This is a genomic window from Pseudomonas sp. 58 R 3, from assembly GCF_900006605.1.
GTDB classification, from domain to species: domain Bacteria; phylum Pseudomonadota; class Gammaproteobacteria; order Pseudomonadales; family Pseudomonadaceae; genus Aquipseudomonas; species Aquipseudomonas salomonii.
Window position 1 is genome coordinate 1 of record NZ_CVTT01000039.1, and the last position, 16,508, is coordinate 16,508.

At 60.6% G+C, this 16,508-nt stretch carries 17 protein-coding genes; 5 read left to right on the top strand and 12 right to left on the bottom strand.

The window, feature by feature from the left end:
- Positions 1 to 37 precede the first annotated feature (37 nt).
- Positions 38 to 1,260 (bottom strand): IS3 family transposase gene (locus BFP92_RS09465; protein ID WP_122527355.1). Its coding sequence is split into 2 segments (ribosomal slippage): positions 38 to 909 and positions 909 to 1,260, totalling 1,224 coding nucleotides; the frame shifts between segments, so codons are not numbered across the junction.
- A 238-nt stretch (positions 1,261 to 1,498) separates the two neighbouring features.
- Positions 1,499 to 2,392, bottom strand: coding sequence for an AraC family transcriptional regulator (locus BFP92_RS09475; RefSeq protein WP_065929300.1), 894 nt, complete (start codon positions 2,390 to 2,392; stop codon positions 1,499 to 1,501).
- A 181-nt stretch (positions 2,393 to 2,573) separates the two neighbouring features.
- Here BFP92_RS09475 and BFP92_RS09480 point away from each other — a divergent pair, with 181 nt between their 5' ends.
- Positions 2,574 to 3,626 carry an NAD(P)-dependent alcohol dehydrogenase gene (locus tag BFP92_RS09480; RefSeq protein WP_065929301.1) on the top strand — a complete coding sequence of 351 codons (1,053 nt, stop codon included), beginning with the start codon at positions 2,574 to 2,576 and terminating at the stop codon, positions 3,624 to 3,626.
- Here BFP92_RS09480 and BFP92_RS09485 read toward each other — a convergent pair whose 3' ends face one another.
- The 6 genes from BFP92_RS09485 to BFP92_RS09510 all read right to left on the bottom strand — a co-directional run bounded on the left by BFP92_RS09485 (position 3,627) and on the right by BFP92_RS09510 (position 9,559).
- Positions 3,627 to 4,430, bottom strand: coding sequence for an IclR family transcriptional regulator (locus BFP92_RS09485; protein ID WP_065929302.1), 804 nt, complete (start codon positions 4,428 to 4,430; stop codon positions 3,627 to 3,629).
- 189 nt (positions 4,431 to 4,619) lie between these two features.
- Positions 4,620 to 5,585, bottom strand: coding sequence for an L-arabinose ABC transporter permease AraH (gene araH, locus BFP92_RS09490; RefSeq protein ID WP_056861621.1), 966 nt, complete (start codon positions 5,583 to 5,585; stop codon positions 4,620 to 4,622).
- Positions 5,586 to 5,604: 19 nt separating this feature from the next.
- The gene (gene araG, locus BFP92_RS09495) at positions 5,605 to 7,104 is read right to left on the bottom strand and encodes an L-arabinose ABC transporter ATP-binding protein AraG (protein ID WP_065929303.1); all 1,500 of its coding nucleotides are present in this window, start codon (positions 7,102 to 7,104) and stop codon (positions 5,605 to 5,607) included.
- On the bottom strand, positions 7,101 to 8,081 hold the full coding sequence (locus tag BFP92_RS09500) for a substrate-binding domain-containing protein (RefSeq protein WP_065929304.1): 981 nt from the start codon (positions 8,079 to 8,081) through the stop codon (positions 7,101 to 7,103). The genes araG and BFP92_RS09500 overlap by 4 nt, the downstream gene beginning before the upstream one ends.
- Positions 8,082 to 8,103: 22 nt before the next feature.
- Positions 8,104 to 8,925, bottom strand: a complete 822-nt coding sequence (locus tag BFP92_RS09505) for an SDR family oxidoreductase (RefSeq protein ID WP_058420786.1) — start codon at positions 8,923 to 8,925, stop codon at positions 8,104 to 8,106.
- Between the two features lie 154 nt (positions 8,926 to 9,079).
- Positions 9,080 to 9,559 carry a GNAT family N-acetyltransferase gene (locus BFP92_RS09510; RefSeq protein WP_065929367.1) on the bottom strand — a complete coding sequence of 160 codons (480 nt, stop codon included), beginning with the start codon at positions 9,557 to 9,559 and terminating at the stop codon, positions 9,080 to 9,082.
- Positions 9,560 to 9,748: 189 nt separating this feature from the next.
- On the opposite strand from BFP92_RS09510, the gene BFP92_RS09515 reads away from it, so the two are divergent.
- The 4 genes from BFP92_RS09515 to BFP92_RS09530 all read left to right on the top strand — a co-directional run bounded on the left by BFP92_RS09515 (position 9,749) and on the right by BFP92_RS09530 (position 12,105).
- Positions 9,749 to 10,945 (top strand): MFS transporter, encoded by a 1,197-nt coding sequence (locus BFP92_RS09515; RefSeq protein ID WP_065929305.1) that lies wholly within the window; start codon positions 9,749 to 9,751, stop codon positions 10,943 to 10,945.
- Between the two features lie 86 nt (positions 10,946 to 11,031).
- Positions 11,032 to 11,358 (top strand): hypothetical protein, encoded by a 327-nt coding sequence (locus BFP92_RS09520; RefSeq protein WP_065929306.1) that lies wholly within the window; start codon positions 11,032 to 11,034, stop codon positions 11,356 to 11,358.
- A gap of 51 nt (positions 11,359 to 11,409) precedes the next feature.
- Entirely contained in the window at positions 11,410 to 11,676 is a 267-nt protein-coding gene (locus BFP92_RS09525) for a hypothetical protein (protein WP_065929307.1), read from the top strand.
- A gap of 48 nt (positions 11,677 to 11,724) precedes the next feature.
- Positions 11,725 to 12,105 (top strand): termination factor Rho, encoded by a 381-nt coding sequence (locus BFP92_RS09530; RefSeq protein ID WP_065929308.1) that lies wholly within the window; start codon positions 11,725 to 11,727, stop codon positions 12,103 to 12,105.
- 117 nt (positions 12,106 to 12,222) lie between these two features.
- Here the strand turns inward: BFP92_RS09530 and BFP92_RS09535 are convergent, their stop codons facing one another.
- The 4 genes from BFP92_RS09535 to BFP92_RS09550 all read right to left on the bottom strand — a co-directional run bounded on the left by BFP92_RS09535 (position 12,223) and on the right by BFP92_RS09550 (position 16,446).
- Positions 12,223 to 13,140 (bottom strand): PfkB family carbohydrate kinase, encoded by a 918-nt coding sequence (locus BFP92_RS09535; protein ID WP_065929309.1) that lies wholly within the window; start codon positions 13,138 to 13,140, stop codon positions 12,223 to 12,225.
- On the bottom strand, positions 13,133 to 14,599 hold the full coding sequence (locus tag BFP92_RS09540) for a purine-cytosine permease family protein (protein ID WP_017138354.1): 1,467 nt from the start codon (positions 14,597 to 14,599) through the stop codon (positions 13,133 to 13,135). Before BFP92_RS09540 ends, BFP92_RS09535 begins: the two co-directional genes overlap by 8 nt.
- 135 nt (positions 14,600 to 14,734) lie before the next feature.
- A complete protein-coding gene (locus BFP92_RS09545) occupies positions 14,735 to 15,736 on the bottom strand; it encodes an ADP-ribosylglycohydrolase family protein (RefSeq protein ID WP_065929310.1) in 1,002 nt (333 codons plus the stop codon).
- Positions 15,733 to 16,446, bottom strand: a complete 714-nt coding sequence (locus tag BFP92_RS09550) for a GntR family transcriptional regulator (RefSeq protein ID WP_065929311.1) — start codon at positions 16,444 to 16,446, stop codon at positions 15,733 to 15,735. Before BFP92_RS09550 ends, BFP92_RS09545 begins: the two co-directional genes overlap by 4 nt.
- Positions 16,447 to 16,508: the final 62 nt, after the last annotated feature.

Below are 16,508 nucleotides of genomic sequence, written 5' to 3' on the forward strand. Positions count from 1 at the left end.
TGTCCAGTCCTGACATAGGTTTACACCTATTTCAGCCTCAAAACGCCCGATGCACCGCATCGGGCGTTTTGTATTTCAGCGATAGATGTGGCCGCTCACTGTTATAGATATGCACGGATTGATCCACCATTCGCGCGGCTTCAGCCGCATCTTTGGGCCGATGCAAGAGAAACTCGGTTTTCAAAATCCCGTTCACTCGTTCGGCCAAAGCATTTTGGTAGCAGTCGTAACCATCGGTCATAGAACACCGGATACCGTGCTTTACATGCAGCCGCTGATAAAGCTCGGAGCAGTATTGGATGCCTCGATCTGAGTGATGAACAAGGTTTTGCTCTGTTTTTCTGCACTTGAGGGCTTTACTGAATGCCTGAATCACAGACTCCGTGTGCAAGCTTTCGTGAACATGATGCCCCACGATCTTCCGAGAGTAGGCGTCAGTCACCAAGCTCAGATAGGCCACGCCCGTTTGAGTGGGCAAGTAGGTGATATCGGCTACCCAAACTTGTTCTGGCGCCGTAGCAACTACCTGTGATGGCCCTTCTTTGAGCAGGTTGGGGTGCCTGTGAAAGCGATGATGACTGTTTGTCGTTTTGTGATAGGCCCGCTTTCGAGGAACCAACTCTCTGCGATCCCGCAAAATGTCGAAAAGGCAGTCTCGACCAACCTTTACCGGGGCTTCGGGCTCGCTATGCATGAGGTTATGAAGCTTTCGGGTTCCAAGCCTAGGTTGTCTGAGGCGCTTTTCGTGCACGAACCCCATAACCTTCTGAGCCTGGAGGGCTCGAGCATTACATGCTCGAATGCGTTTGTAATATGCCTGGCGGGATATCCCGATGAACTGGCAAGCCCGGCTGATACTCAGGTCTTGGACTTTCCTTTGGGAGAGGGCTTGCCGGATCGCTTTTTTACGACAGAGACACCAAAGTCATTCTTGAGTACATCAACAACGGCTTCGAAAAACTGAGCTTTCTGATTGGCTTGAGCGAGTTGCTCTTCAAGCTCTTTGATTCGCTGTTCGGGCGTCAGCGGCTTGTCGGGCTCATCCATGGAACGGGATCTCTTGGTACGAATGGACGCGCTTTGACTCCAGTTCTGTCGACCATGCCTGCGTAGCCAGTTCAACACCGTAGATTTGCCCTGGATGCCGTAGCGCTCTTGAGCCTCTTTATAACTCAACTCGCCTTTTTCGACCTGATCGACGACTGACAATTTAAAGGTCAGCGAGTAGTCACGCTGACTGCGCCTTTTTCCTGAATTCATTACGCCTTCCTGAGATTGGGTCAGAAGGTGTAAACCTTATTCAGGACGGGACAGCTTGAACAAAAAAGGCTCCCAGGCGGGAGCCTTTTTTATGAGCAGGAACAGACCAATCGACTCGGTCAAATGTGGGAGCGGGCTTGCTCGCGAATGCGGTGTATCAGACACAGATGTTTTGGCTGAACCACCGCATTCGCGAGTAAGCCCGCTCCCACATTAGATTGTGCGTTGTCTGTAGTCACTATGCCGCACGCTCTTCACCGGGGTTACGCAAAAAGTAGCGCTTATATTCCCGACTGAACTGCGACGTACTCTGGTACCCCACGTTGTGCGCCGCCTGCGCCACGCCCAAGCCTTCCACCAGCAGCAACTGCTGCGCCTTCAACAACCGCAAGCGCTTCAAATACTGCACCGGCGACAACAGCGTGCAACGCTTGAAATGCTCATGAAAGGTCGACGCACTCATATGCGCATACCCGGCCAATGTCTCAATGTTCAGCGGCTCGGCGTAATGGGCATGCAGGTGATGCAACGAGGTGGCGATGCGCGAAAACTGCCCCTGTTGCTCCACCAACGCCCGCAGCACATCCGCCTGCGGCCCGCGTAACGCGGTAAACAACACTTCTCTAACCCGCGCCGGGCCCATGATCCGGCTTTCCAGCGGATCGTGCAGGCATTGCAGCAGCCGCTCGACGCTGCCGCGCATTGCATCATCGAGCATCACCGAGCTCATGGATTCCAACGTCTGCGCCGTCGGCGGCGGCCCGGCCTGCATGCCCATGGCCATGACCAATTCACCCAGCACCACCCGATCAATCCCCACGGTGACTCCGTACAGCGGCGCCTCGGGCGCCATGGCAAAGGTCTCGCATTCGAACGGCACCGGCATCGCCTGGATCAGGTAATGCCCGGCGCCATACTCCAGTGTGCGCGGGCCCAAATAGGCGACTTTGCTACCCTGGGCCACAAACATCAGGCTCGGCTCATAGATCTGCGGGCCGCGTGCCACATCGCAACTGGCGCGCAATACCTTCACGCCGGGCAGGTACGTCGGGGAGAAACCGTCGCAGGGCGTGAGGTCCTCAATCAAGGCAACCAGCGTGGCATTGGCATCGAGATGGCGGGTCAACAACATGGCAAAAAACTTCGTTAAAAAGGGATAAGAGCATCATCGCAGGTCTGAGCGCGCATGAATCCAATCACAGGGCACTCCCGGACGAATAGGCATGAGGTTCGGAGCAATCGCCATAGCCGCATCCCCGCCCTGCGCGGAAAATGCGCCACCTCCCTGATCAATTCTTTTGCGAGGTTTCTGCATGTACACCGCCATCGGTTATGCCGCCCAGTCGGCCACCACTCCCCTCGCCCCCATGTCTTTCGAACGCCGCAGCCCGCGCGCCGATGATGTAGCCATCGAGATTCTCTACTGCGGCGTGTGCCACTCCGACATCCACCAGGCACGCAACGAGTGGGGCATCGCCGTGTACCCGCTGATGCCGGGCCACGAGATCGTCGGCAAAGTCACTGCCGTCGGCGCCAACGTGACTACGCACAAAGTCGGCGACCTGGTGGGCGTGGGCTGCATGGTTGATTCGTGCCGCCACTGCGACGCTTGCCAGGCGGACCTTGAGCAGTACTGCCTCGAAGGCCCGACCATGACCTACGCCACCCCGGACCGGGTGGATGGCAGCAACACCATGGGCGGCTACTCCGACAGCATCGTGGTCAGCGAGCACTTTGTGGTGAAGATCCCGGCCACGCTCAACTTGGCCAGCGCCGCGCCGATTCTGTGCGCAGGCATCACCACCTACTCGCCGCTCAAGCACTACGGCGTCAAGGCGGGCGACAAAGTCGGCGTGCTGGGCATGGGCGGCCTGGGCCACATGGGCATCAAGTTCGCCAAGGCCATGGGCGCGGAAGTGACGCTGTTCACCCGCTCCGCGAGCAAGGCTGAAGAAGGCCGCCGCCAGGGCGCCGACCACGTGATCGTGTCCACCGATGCCGAGCAGATGAAAGCCGCCGCCGGCAGCTTTGACTTCCTGCTGGACACCATTCCGGTGCAGCACGATCTGAACCCCTACCTCGACGTGCTGCGCTTTGACGGCGTGCATATTCTGGTGGGTTTGATCGAACCGGTCGACCCGCCGGTGAATGCCGCCAAGCTGGTGCTGGGCCGTAAAGTGCTGGCCGGCTCCTTGATCGGCGGTATTGCAGAAACCCAGGAAGTCCTGGATTTCTGCGCCGAGCACAACATCACCTGTGACATCGAAATGCTCGATATCCGCCAGATCAACGAGGCTTACACCCGCATGATCGCCGGTGATGTGAAGTACCGCTTTGTCATCGACATGGCGACCTTGAAGGCCTGATCAGGCCTTCGCCCCCAACTCCGCTGACAGCCGCGCTGCGACCTGTTTGATCACAGGGATCAGCTCGGCCATCTTTTCCAGCGGCATGTAGGGCACGGTACTGGCGATGCTGATGCCGGCAACGATTCGCCGGCTGGCATCGCGCACCGGTGCCGCCACGCAACGGATCGACGGTTCGTTGTCTTCCAGGTCAAACGCATACCCGCCCACCACGTATTCGCGCATGCGCTGCTCGAACTGCGCCCAGGATTGCTCCGGGTGCGACGGCCATTGCTGGCTCTTGCCCTCGGCGGGCAGGCTGGCTTCATACAGGCGCTGCCACTCCTGCACAGAGTCATCCAGCAACATTGCCTTGCCCACACCCGTGCGCGCCAACGGCATGCGATGGCCGACCCGCGAGCGCATTTCCGGGCCGTAGCGGCCGGGGTTCTTGTGCAGGTAGAGCACGTCGTCGTATTCACGAATCGCCAAGTGGATGGTGTCGCCGGTCAGTGCCGACAGCTCATCCAAATACGGCACCGCCAGGGTCACCAATGGCAACTCGTCGCGGGCTTGAAAACCCAGTTCGATCAGCTTCGGCCCGAGCAGATAACCCACTTGCGGCACCACACGCAGGTAACGCTCCTCCACCAGGCAGCTGGCCAGGCGGTGGGTGGTGCTGCGGGTGGTGCCGATGCGCTTGGCGATCTCTTTCAAGTCGCGCGCACCCGCCGCCACCGCTTGCACCACGCCCAGGCCACGCAGCAGGGTCTGGGTGCCGGTGGGGGCGGCGTCTTTGACGGGGTTGTGGGCGTTTTCCTGCATATCGGGCCTATAAGTATGAAAGCGAGCGCATTATGGCAAATACCGCCCACCAATACAGTGGAGATCCAAATGTGGGAGCGGGCTTGCTCGCGAATGCAGTGTGTCAGGCAGCACATCTGTTTCTGATACACCGCATTCGCGAGCAAGCCCGCTCCCACATTGGATTTTCAGTGTTGTTGAGACCGAGTATTAACGTTGCTTCATGCGGTCGATGATGACCGCCAAGAGCAGGATCGAACCCCGGATCACATACTGGTAAAAGGTGTCGATGTTCTTCAGGTTCATCGCGTTCTCGATGATGGCCAGAATCAACACCCCGGCAATCACATGACGGATCATGCCGATACCGCCGCTCAACGACACACCGCCCAACACACAGGCCGAAATCACCGTCAGCTCGAAGCCCTGGCCGATCATCGGCTGGCCCGAGGTCATGCGTGAGGCGAGGATCACTCCGGCCAGTGCGCCGATCAAACCGTGCACGGCAAAGATGATGATCTTGGTGCGGTCGACATTCACCCCGGCCAGCAACGCCGCTTCCTGGTTGCCGCCGATGGCCATGGTGTTGCGCCCATAGGTGGTGTAGTTGAGCAGCCAGCCGAAGAACACAAAGCACAATACAGTGATGATGATCGGCACCGGCACGCCCATCAGTTGGCCGTTGCCGAACACGAAGAAGCGCTCGTCCATCACACCGACGGCTTTGCCGTTGGAGAAGATATAGGCCAGCCCGCGCACGATCTGCATGGTCGCCAAGGTGGTGATCAAGGCGTTGATGCGCAACTTGGCGATGACGATGCCGTTGATCAGCCCCACCACCAGGCCCATGGCCAACGCAGCGGATACGCCGAGCACCACGCTGTCGGTGTCACGGATCACAATCCCCGCGACCACGCCGGCACAGGCAATCACCGAGCCCACCGACAAGTCGAAGTGCCCCGAGGCCAGGCAGAACAGCATGGTGCACGCCGCAATGCCCACCGTCGAAATCGCCAGGCCCAGGCCGCGCATGTTCAGAGGTGACAGGAAGTTGTCGATAAACAACGCGCTGAGCACAAAGATGCTCAACGCGGCGAGCAGCATTACCCAGTCATCGAGAAATTTGCGTTGGTTGAAGCCCGGCCAAAAGCCCTTTGCAGTTTTTACCTGTGACATATCTATACCCTCGAATTCTTCAAGCCCGCGAACGCGGGAGAGCCAGTTGCAACAGCTTCGCTTCATCCGCCTGGTCGCGGGTCAACTCGCCGGTCAGCGCGCCTTCACTCATCACCAGGATGCGATCAGAGATGCCCATCACTTCCATCAGGTCGCTCGACACCACAATCACCGCAATGCCACTGGCCGCAAGGTTATGGATGATCTGGTAGATCTCCGACTTGGCGCCGATGTCGATGCCGCGTGTGGGCTCATCCAGCAGCAACACTTTCATCGGCATCGACAGCCAGCGGCCAAGAATGGCCTTCTGTTGATTGCCGCCGGACAGGTACATGATTTTCTGTTCGGCGTTCGGCGTTTTGACTTTCATGGCCGTGATTTGCTTGTCGGCGTTGCCCTTCTCCCAGCCTTCACGCAACAGCCAGCCAAAGGTGGAATGCGCGCCACGCGCACTGATGTTGATGTTCTCGGCCACGCTGGACAGCGGGATGATGCCTTCCTTTTTGCGGTCCTCCGGGCACAGCAGTACGCCGGCGGCGATGGCATCGCGTGGTGAATGCAGTTGCAGGGCTTGCCCAAACAACTCCAACTGCCCGGCCGTTGCGCGCTCCAGGCCACTGAGCAAACGAAACAGCTCGGTACGCCCGGCGCCCACCAACCCGAAAAGGCCGAGAATCTCGCCCTTGTGCACCTGCAGGCTGATCGCTTCGCGCAAGCCAGGCCCAAGCAACCCCTTGACCGTGAGTGCCACCTCCCCGCGCTCACGCGGGCGATAATCATAGATATCCTGAATATCGCGCCCGACCATGCAGGTCACCAACTGGTCGTGAGTCAGTGTGGCCATGTCGTCAAAAGTGCGCACATAACGGCCGTCCTTGAACACCGTCACCGCATCGCAAATACGGAACACTTCTTCCATGCGGTGCGACACATACAGCACCACTTTGCCCTCATCGCGCAGGCGGGTGATGATCGCCATCAAGCGGTCGATTTCCCGCGCCGACAAGCTGCTGGTGGGTTCGTCAAACGCGATCACATGGGCACCACGGGACAACGCCTTGGCGATTTCCACCAGTTGACGCTGGCCCAGCGACAAGCGCCCAAGCTTCTCTTGCGGGTCGATTTCATCGGCCAGGCCTTTAAGGCACGCCAATGCCTGCTTGCGCAGCTGGCCGCCGTTGACCACGCCGAAACGTGACGGCAAATGCCCGAGAAACAGGTTCTCGGCCACGGTCATTTCCGGCACCAGATGCAGCTCCTGGTGAATCACCGCCACGCCGTTGGCGATGCTGTCGGCAGCGTTCTTGAACGCCATGACCTGCTCGCCGATCTGCACCGTGCCGCTGCTGGGCGTGTAGGCACCGCCGAGAATCTTGAGCAGCGTGGACTTGCCCGCGCCGTTCTCGCCCATCAGCGCATGCACCGAGTGCGGCTGCGCTTCAAAGCTGATCTGCGCCAGCGCCTTGACCCCGGGAAACTCCTTGCCGATGCCGTTGAAACGCAACGCCGCGCCGGTCATTTCCACAGTCCGATTTTGCTCAACTCTTGCTTGAAGTTGGCGCGGGTGATGAGGGTTACGTTATCCAGGGCGGTGAACTTGGCAGGCTCGGTGCCTTTGGTGACCCACTCGAACATTGCCGTGGCGGTTTTGTAGCCGGATGCATCGGGGCTGAGCAGCATTGAGCCGTAGAAGCCGGTGTCGGTTTTCTTCAACTCTTCAATCGCATCAGTGCCGTTGATGCCGACGCCAATCACATTGGCCGCCTTGAAGCCGGCGCTTTCGGTGGCGCGCACGCCGCCCAGCACGGTGCTGTCGTTCATGCCGCCGATGATCAGGTTTTTCGCGGTGCCCGGCAGCTTTACCAGCGCCGAGTTGGTGGCGTCCATGCTGCCTGGCACGTCGAGGGTTTTCTGTGCGCTGAACAGGATGTGGTCAGCGGGCAAGCCGGCAGCCTTGAGGCCTTCGACCGAACCGTCGGTGCGTTTCTTGCCGGTTTCCAGCTCGTCAAAGGTGTTGATGACGGCGTAGGTGTCCTTCCAGTCCCAGTTGCGATGCCTGGCTTCGGCGGCCATGGCCTCGCCTTGTTTCTGGCCGATCTTGTAGGCATCGAGGCCCACATAAGGCACGTCCTCCATAGGCTTGCCCTTGGCATCGACGAAGCGGTCATCCACCGCCAGCACTTTCAAACCGTTGAGCTTGGCCTTGGCCATGATCGCAGGGCCGAGGGACACATCCGGCGGGCAGATCACAAACCCCTTGGCGCCGTTGGCGGCGAGGGTGTCGATGGCGGACAAGGTTTTTTCGCCGTCGGGCACGGCGATTTTGATCACGGTGAAGCCCTGGTCCTTACCGGCCTTTTCGGCAAAGGCCCATTCGGTCTGGAACCAGGGCTCTTCGGCCTGCTTGACCAGGAAGCCGATCTTCACTTCTTCGGCCGCTGCAAAACCGCTGAAGGCTACCGCCAGCGCCACGGCGCCTAACGTCTTTTTGAACATGAACCACCTCTCTTGATTGTTGTTAGTCGTGGTACATCACGGAACGCCCGCCATCGATCATCAGGCAGGTTGCGTTGATAAAGGGCGCCTCGTCGGTGGCCAGGAACAGCGCCGTCATCGCCACCTCGACCGGTTGGCCGATGCGCTTGGGCGGGTGCAAATCGAAGGCGCGCTGGCGCTCGGCATGCGGGTCAGGGAAACCGTTCCAGTAATCGACGTTGAGCTGGGTTTCGATATAGCCCGGCGCGATGGCATTCACGCGGATGCCTTTGGGCGCGTATTCGATGCCCAGGGCGCGGGTCAAGCCGAGCAGGCCATGCTTGGCCACCGGGTAGGGAAAGCAGCCGGGAATGATGTGGCTGGAATGGGTGGAGGCGATGTTGATGATGTTGCCGATGCCCTGCTCGATCATGTGCGGCAACACCGTGCGGCAGCCGAACCAGGCACCGTCGAGGTCGATGGCGAAGCAGCGGCGCCAGTCTTCGTCGGTCATCTGCAGCGGGTCACGGAACACGTTGACGCCGGCGCAGTTGATCAACACATCCACGCGGCCAAAGCGCTCGATCGCCAGGTTGACCAGCGCCTGCCATTGCTCTTTGGAGGTGATATCGACGCCCTGCGCAACGATTTCAGCGCCGCGTTCGCGCCAGTGGGCGGCGACGTGCTCGACCTTTTCGGCCTGGATATCCGCAATCACCAGCCGTGCCTGCTGGGCCTGGAAGCAGGCGACGATCGCCTCGCCTATGCCTTGGGCGGCACCGGTGATGATCACCACTTTGTTTTTCAGCCGCTCGCCATAGGTCGGCTCGGGCACAGCGGGTAATGACAACGGTTGGGGCTGCATCGCTTCACCTGTTTTATTTTTGGTAGTGAGTGCTGATGCCGCCGACTATAAACCGATCTTTTGAAATATCTCAATATATAAATTTGCATCCCATATAGTGAGACTTAACGCAAAAAAAGTGGGAGCTGGCTCCCACAGTTGATCTTCATTGCTTTCAGCCCTGAGCAAAGTCGCGCAGCGCGTCACCCTCCATGCGATAGCGCACCCACTCCTCCTGCGGCTGGGCGCCGATGGACTTGTAGAAGGCAATCGCCGGCTCGTTCCAGTCCAGCACGCTCCACTCGAAACGCCCGCAACCGTTGTCGCAGGCGATCCTGGCCAGGTGGCGCAGGAGCTTCTTGCCCGCCCCGCCGCCGCGTTGCTCGGGGTTGATGTAGAGGTCTTCGAGGTACAGGCAGTTGCTGCCCAGCCAGGTGGAGTAACTGAAGAAGAACACCGCAAAGCCAATCGGCAGGCCATCCCGTGAGCAGATCAGGCCATGGGCGGTGGCGCCCTCGCTGAACAGGCTGCGCTCGATATCCACCACGCTGGCGATCACTTCATGGCGGGCTTTCTCGTATTCGGCAAGCTCGGTGATGAAAGTCAGGATCTGCGCAGCGTCGCTGGGCACGGCAGGGCGAATCTCGATGGTCATGGGCGGGCCTTGGGCAATGTCAAAGGCCACATACTAAGGCGCTTTGATGACTGATTGCAGTGCAATTTGATTACTCCGGCCACGCGTAAAGCAAGCACCACCAACCACAGAACAAACCCGGCATGCGCGCATGGTAAACAGTCGGGCATAACGCTAATAACTGCATGCCAATAGCTGCAAGGTCGCCCTATGCCCTCCACCCCTGCCGTGAATACCAAACTGTTCGCCCTGTTCTGCCTCGCCAGCTTCCTGTTGTCACTGTCCTACGGCTCGACGTTTTTGCTGTCGCTGCTGATTCATTCGCGCGGCGGCAATGAACACGACGCCGGCAGCGTAATTTCCATGGCGATGCTCAGCACGTTCGTGGCGGTGCTGTTCTGTGGGCACTTGGCTGATGCCGTCGGTGCGGCGCGCGCCATCGCGGGCATGGGCGTATTGCTGGTGGTGGCGTGCCTGGGGTTTGCCCTGACACCCGGGTTTGGCCTGGGGTTGATGCTGTTCGGTCTGTCCCTGGGGCTGGGCTGGGGCGTGTTCTACACCCTGGGGCCGATCATCGTGACACTGCTGGTGCAGCCGGCGCAGCGGGCCAAATATTTTGCGCTGCTGTCGGGCAGTATGTTGAGCGGAATCGGTGCCGGGCCTTTGCTCGGCCGCGCCGCCGGCGCGCTGGGCCTGCCGCTGACAGCGGCCTTCTATATTGCCGGTGTGGCCAGCCTGGTCGGCGTGCTGCTGTTCTGGCGAATGGGCGTCCACCTCAAACACCACGCGAATGCGCCCACCTCGAAGATTTCCTGGGCGTCGAGCCGCCGCGTGCTGTCATCCAAAGCCGCGTTTGCGATCCTGATGGTTGGCTTGGGCGGCTGCGTGTTTGGCGGGCTTTCATCGTTTCAGACCAGCTATGCCGCTGCGCATGGGTTGGACTATTCGCTGTTCTTCGGCGGCTTCCTGAGCGCCGCCATTACCAGCCGGCTATTGATCGCGGGCTACGTGGTCAAGCGCGATGCGTATTGGGCCGCCTGCGTGCTGTCCGGGATCATGCTCGGCTCGATCGCGCTGTTTGCGTTTGGCGTGAGTGGCAACCTCAGTTACCTGTTGGCAGCCGGCACGCTGGGTGTGGGTTATGGCCTGACGTATTCGGTGATCAATGGGCTGGTGGCCAATGAGGCGCCGCCCGGTACAACGTCACAAGCCTTGCTGCTGTTCAGCCTGGCGTACTTTGTCGGGGTGTTCGGCTTTCCGCTGCTGGCGGGCATGCTCATCGTCGATTACGGCTTGCCGGCGCTGCTGGCAAGTGTGCTGGGCGTGGCCTTGTTCAACTGGTTGATCGCGGCGGGGCGATTGATCTGGCGCCAGCGTTCGGCACACAAAATCTTACAGGTGAGTTAAGACCGTTCGTCGCCATCAAGGCACGAACCGCAAACGGGGGCGGACCAATAAGGGGTAAGGACATTAATCATATGGAGACACCCCTCATGAAGAATTCCAAGTTTGCTGCCCTCGCCCTCACCGGCCTGCTGTCCGCCGCTTCGTTGAGTGCAGTTGCCGCCACCTCGTCTACCGGCACCACCAACCCTGCTACCAAGGAGTCTCAGGATTCGATGGGCACAGGGATGGAAACCAACGGTGGCGCGATTATCGATAACGGCGCAGACCCTCGCACCAAAGGCGCCGACACCCAACGCCAGGCCCCGGCGGCAGTCGGTAACGGCAAAATGGGTCCAGGCGTCAATGAAGACCCCAAAATCAACAAAGGCGATGACAGCAATATCCCGGGCGCCCCGAAACAACCTGCGCCTTGATGCATCGATAGCCGCACCGACACCCGATCATTTCCCAGTGAAGAGGTACGCATGAACGTCGATAGAAACCTTGAAAAAGAAGTCCTCACCCGCCTGCTGCACGCCCACCCCAATGGCTTGGGCAAGGAGGTGCTGGATAACTACCGCGGCGAAAAAGAGGTCGCCAGTGTGCTGGCGTTTCTGCAGGACCGCGGGTTTATCAAGGATGGGCATGTGACCACCGACGACGCCGGTGAATACTCGTTGAACCTCCCGATCAAGCTGACTGCTTCGGGTGTTGATGAGGCGCGTAAGCTTGAAGGACAAAGCACTGAGTAATCCATTTCTGGTCTGGCCCTGAAACAGGGGCCAGAAGGAGTTTTAGCGATGCCTCGTGGAAGCAAAGCCAAATACACCGCCGAACAGAAACGCAAGGCCGCTCATATCGAAGACAGTTATGAGCACAAGGGATTGCCCAAGGAAGAAGCCGAGGCCCGCGCTTGGGCCACCGTCAACAAGCAGTCTGGTGGTGGTGAAAAACCCGGTGGATCAGGCCGCAGCCAGCCCCCGCAGAAGCAAGCCAAGGCACGCAGTGAATCAGCCAAAAGGGCTGCTTCGAGCCGTGAAGGTCATTCACGCAACAGCAAGGCTTCATTGGCTACCCAGACCAGGGAAAGCTTGCTGAAGGAAGCGCGGGCCAAGGATATTCCAGGCAGGTCGAGCATGCGGAAGGATCAACTGATCGAAGCACTGCGCAAGGCTGGATGACGCCGAAAAAACCAATGTGGGAGCGGGCGTCCCCGCGATAGCAGGGGGTCAGTGCCAAGTTGGCCCATTGACACACTGCTATCGCAGGCAAGCCAGCTCCCACATTTTTATTCGTGTTTATTCGGCGACTAAGGCGTCGACTTCGGCCCTGCCAGGCGACGTCGCCGGCCCCCAGCGCGTGACCGCCAACGCCGCCGCCGCATTGGCTCGACGCGCCGCCACTGCGGGGGTTAAACCCTCGGCCAACCCGGCCAGAAACACCCCGGCATGGGCATCGCCCGCGCCGTTGCTGTCCACCGCCTGCACCTTGAAACCCGGTACATGCTCGGCCTTGCCGTGGCGACTCACCCAGCAGCCATTGGGCCCATCACGCACCACCAATAATGCTTCGGCCGGCAGGTGACGATTGAGTTCGCGCAGCGCCTCGGCCAGCGTTCCGGCCCCGGTAAACGCCAGGGCTTCAGGGCCATTGCTGGTCCAGATGTCGATGCGCGGCAGCAAGGCAACCATCAAGGCCGAATCCGGCGCCTTCACCAAAGGCCCCGGATCGAACACTACGGTGATCTCCCGTGGCAGCGCCAGCAACCAATCAAGCAGCGCTTGGGCCTTGCCGTCGAGTAACAAGCTGTAGCCGCTGACGTAGACATAATCGTCTGCGCGCGGCACCACGCCTGCCAGGTCCTCTGCGCTCAAATCCCCTTCAGCGCCGATATGCGAAATGAAGGTGCGCTCGGTGCTGGCTTCGGTCAGCGACACACACAAACCGGTGTCCTTGCCGTCGCTGGCCGCCTGGGCCATCTCCACGCCTTCAGCCTGCATGGCGGCGCGCGCCAGGTCGCCGAAGCGCCCGCTGCCATGGCGACCAAGGTAAACCACCGGCAGACCATTGCGTCGGGCGGCAGCCATCACGTTGAAGCCCCCGCCGGCTTCGAAACCGGCGGATTTTGCCAGCACGTCGCCGCCGGTTGCAGGCAGTGTGTCGAGGGCCATGACCAGGTCGACGATGACCTGGCCGGTGTGCAGCAATCTAGACATTAGCGCGCTCTACCAAAGCCGGACGACGGTCAGCTGCGCCGCCCAGTACCGCATAAATCCCGCCGGCCACCAGGAAGGTGACGATCCAGCCCAGGCCGTTGTGGCCCAGCCAGGAGTCAGACAAAGGCCCGGCGAACCAGATGTTTTCGGCGGTGGTGCCGATGGTGGTGAAGCTGAAACCCAGCACGATCGCCACCGCCCAGGCGCCGAATGCACGCCATTCCACACCGCCGCGATACCAGTAGGCGCTGCTCGGGCTTACGTCCAGCAGGTCTTTGGGGCTGTAGTAGTGACGGTGAATCAGGTCGACCACAAAGATCCCGACCCAGGCGGTGATGGGCACGGCCAGCAGCGAGATGAAGGTGATGAACGGGCCGTAGAAACTGTCCGCAATCAACATGAAGTAGATGGAGCCGGCGAAGATCGCCACGATGTCGACGATCACCGCATGTACGCGCTTGACCTTAAGACCCAAGGTCAAGGTGGTGAGACCGGCCGAGTACACCGAGAGGTTATTGGAGAGCAACAGCCCGCCGAACGCGGTGATCAAATACGGCACGGCCATCCAGGTCGGCAGCATGTCGCGGATCGCGATGATCGGGTCGGTGGCCGACGCCAGGTCGTTGTTGCCCACCGACAGCAGGCCGCCGAGGGTGATCAACAGCACCAGCGGAATGCCCGCACCAAACGCGGCAGACGCCACCAGGCGCACGGCCTTGACGCTGCGGTGCTGGTAGCGCGACATGTCGGCACCGGCGTTGGCCCAGCCGATACCGGTACCGGCGGCCATGGTGCCGACGCCAATGATCATGGCGCTCAGTGGCGCCGGGGTGGCGTTGAACACCGCGCTCCAGTCAATGGTGGCACAGAGGAAGCCGCCCACCAGGATATTCAAAGCGCCGAACACGTAGGTGGCCCACTTCTGGATCACCAGCAAGGTAGCGTGGCCGAGACCGGATACGGACAGGGTGAGCAGCACGAAGATGGCGATAAAGATCAGCGTGAGTACCGGTGCGCTTTTGGCTTCGACCGGCGAGCCGAACAGGATCGAACACAACGACAGCAGCACAAAGGCAGCGGTGGTGGTATTGACGGTTTCCCAGCCCAGCCGCGACATCAGCGAGACCAGCGTGGGGCCGATATTACCGCGCACACCGAAGATGGCGCGCGACAGCGTCAGGCTCGGCGCCCGGCCACGGCGGCCGGCAATCGAGATGATGCCCACCACGGCAAAGGAGCCCGCGGCGCCGAGGATCGCCACAATGATCGCCTGCCAGATCGCCAGGCCACGGAACGCCACCAGGGTCGCGCCGAGCGGCAAGCCAAGGATGCTGATGTTGGCCGCGAACCACACCCAGAACAGTTGCAGCGGGTGGCCGTTGCACTCGCCTTCGGGGACCGGTTCGATGCCGCGTGTTTCCAATTGCCCGGCACTTTGGCCGGAAGAAGTGCTGCTCATGAGGGGTGCTCCTGGTGCCTGTATTGTTGTGGTTGTGGCAGGTGTGCAAATGGAATTACTTACTCGGTCTCCATGACTCGGCACAATCAAATGTGGGAGCAAGCCCGCTCCCACAATTTTTTTGATTTTCAGCGCTTATCGAATTTCGAGCAGCCCTTGAACCAACGCCTGCAAATCCAGGCCATTGACCTGCTTGACCTGCTCAATCATCGCCTCAGGCCAGCACTGCATGCCCAGGCACGCGCCCAACATCGCGCCCAGCATGGCGGCAATGGTGTCGGTGTCGCCGCCAAGGCTGGCCGCCAGGCACAGCGCTTCGAAGGCATTCATGTCGCCCACCGCCACTTGCTGGGCGAGGGCAAACGAGACCACCACCGACTCCTGGGTCGCGACGGAGGTGCCGATCAGTTCGTAAAGCAGGTCGGCAAACAGGGCTTTATCGCCGCTGCCGACGCTCAAGGTGCGCGCCCAACTGATGCGCGTGGAAATCCGCCCACCGGCAATCCAGTGGCCATGGCCTTCGGCCTGCTGGGCGAGCTGGGTGCCGATGTTCAGGGCCTCGCCCAAATCCACACCGTTGATACCCGCCGAAACCACCGCCGCCACTGCCGCAGCGCTGGAGATGCCCAGGTTGGTGTTATGGGTGACCTGGCAGGCCTGGATCACCGCCTGGATAAACCGCGCCGGGTCGCTGACGTCGGCGGCAATCCCGACCGGCGTGATGCGCATCGCGGCGCCATTGGTGGTGCCGTAGCGCCCGGATTCTTCCGGGGTGTGGCCGGCGAGGATCATGTCGATCGCGCGTTTGGTCGATGGCCCGAGCAAGTCCTGGGAGCCTTTGGCGCGCATCGCCGCTTCCCAGTCGATCAGGCGCTGGGCGAGTACCGTGGGTTCGATTTTGCCCTGCCCTTGCACCAGCAACTCACCCACCAGGATCGCCTGCTCGGTGTCGTCGGTGATGGAGCCGGCCGGCATGTTCGGTGCGATGGGTTGGTCGGCGCCGGCCGCTTCCAGAGCGGTGATGGCCCCGAAACGCTGCTGCACCTGCTCACGGCTCAACGACTGGGTGGGCATGCCCAATGCATCGCCCAGGGCCAGGCCGTAGAAGGCACCGAGGGCGCGATTTTGCGCGGTCATTTCGAAGCTCCAAACTGCAGGTGCAGGCGAAAGTGCAACGGGTCGAGCAAGCTTTCGACATGCTCCATGAGACGCTCGCGGCGGTCGTAAGTGGTGCGCGTGGCTTTGAGAAACACCGTACCGGCTGGGCGGCCGAGCAACTCGGCGTCTTCATCGCTCAAGGGCTCGGCGCCGATCCACTGGTCCCCTTCGGCGCCCACGTAGCCATAGGCGGCCAGGGTGATGGTCAGGGAGTTGTCGATCAGGCCGACACGCGGCAGGCTTTCCAAGCCGCCGGTGGCGGGCATCAATGAACGCTCGAGGGACACGGCGGTGCCATCGGGGGTGCGCCGACGGCGGTCGAGGGCGATAAATTGGTCGCTGCCGAAACGGCTCAGCAGGTCCGGTCGTGTCACGGCCTCCAGGCGCAGGATGTCGGTGATGACCAATGCGCCGGTATCGGCCAGCGCCTGTGCCCAACCGCTGCGTTGGTCGAGCACCATGCCGTCAAAGGTGACGATGGAGCCGACGCCGCTCTGCGTGGCGATGTAGTTGCGCCGTTTGAGCTCCGCCAGGGCTTCGCGCAAGGTGCCACGGCTGACCGCAAACTCCTCGGCCAGTTGATGCTCGCCCGGCAGCAGGAAACCGTCGGCCATCACTCCACCTTCGATACGGCGGATGAGTTCGTCGACGACGCGTTTTTTCTTATCAAATCGGACATGTCTAATCATGTACAAATTGATAACCGAAAGCGCCCGATCTCAGCAAGCAAAATTATTTCAGTGTGATGAAA

Bases quoted from the DNA above. Each gene is read 5' to 3' on its own strand.
- BFP92_RS09475 (WP_065929300.1), bottom strand. From the start codon at position 2,392: ATGTTGTTGACCCGCCATCTCGATGCCAATGCCACGCTGGTTGCCTTG.
- BFP92_RS09480 (WP_065929301.1), top strand. From the start codon at position 2,574: ATGTACACCGCCATCGGTTATGCCGCCCAGTCGGCCACCACTCCCCTC.
- BFP92_RS09485 (WP_065929302.1), bottom strand. From the start codon at position 4,430: ATGCAGGAAAACGCCCACAACCCCGTCAAAGACGCCGCCCCCACCGGC.
- araH (WP_056861621.1), bottom strand. From the start codon at position 5,585: ATGTCACAGGTAAAAACTGCAAAGGGCTTTTGGCCGGGCTTCAACCAA.
- araG (WP_065929303.1), bottom strand. From the start codon at position 7,104: ATGACCGGCGCGGCGTTGCGTTTCAACGGCATCGGCAAGGAGTTTCCC.
- BFP92_RS09500 (WP_065929304.1), bottom strand. From the start codon at position 8,081: ATGTTCAAAAAGACGTTAGGCGCCGTGGCGCTGGCGGTAGCCTTCAGC.
- BFP92_RS09505 (WP_058420786.1), bottom strand. From the start codon at position 8,925: ATGCAGCCCCAACCGTTGTCATTACCCGCTGTGCCCGAGCCGACCTAT.
- BFP92_RS09510 (WP_065929367.1), bottom strand. From the start codon at position 9,559: ATGACCATCGAGATTCGCCCTGCCGTGCCCAGCGACGCTGCGCAGATC.
- BFP92_RS09515 (WP_065929305.1), top strand. From the start codon at position 9,749: ATGCCCTCCACCCCTGCCGTGAATACCAAACTGTTCGCCCTGTTCTGC.
- BFP92_RS09520 (WP_065929306.1), top strand. From the start codon at position 11,032: ATGAAGAATTCCAAGTTTGCTGCCCTCGCCCTCACCGGCCTGCTGTCC.
- BFP92_RS09525 (WP_065929307.1), top strand. From the start codon at position 11,410: ATGAACGTCGATAGAAACCTTGAAAAAGAAGTCCTCACCCGCCTGCTG.
- BFP92_RS09530 (WP_065929308.1), top strand. From the start codon at position 11,725: ATGCCTCGTGGAAGCAAAGCCAAATACACCGCCGAACAGAAACGCAAG.
- BFP92_RS09535 (WP_065929309.1), bottom strand. From the start codon at position 13,140: ATGTCTAGATTGCTGCACACCGGCCAGGTCATCGTCGACCTGGTCATG.
- BFP92_RS09540 (WP_017138354.1), bottom strand. From the start codon at position 14,599: ATGAGCAGCACTTCTTCCGGCCAAAGTGCCGGGCAATTGGAAACACGC.
- BFP92_RS09545 (WP_065929310.1), bottom strand. From the start codon at position 15,736: ATGACCGCGCAAAATCGCGCCCTCGGTGCCTTCTACGGCCTGGCCCTG.
- BFP92_RS09550 (WP_065929311.1), bottom strand. From the start codon at position 16,446: ATGATTAGACATGTCCGATTTGATAAGAAAAAACGCGTCGTCGACGAA.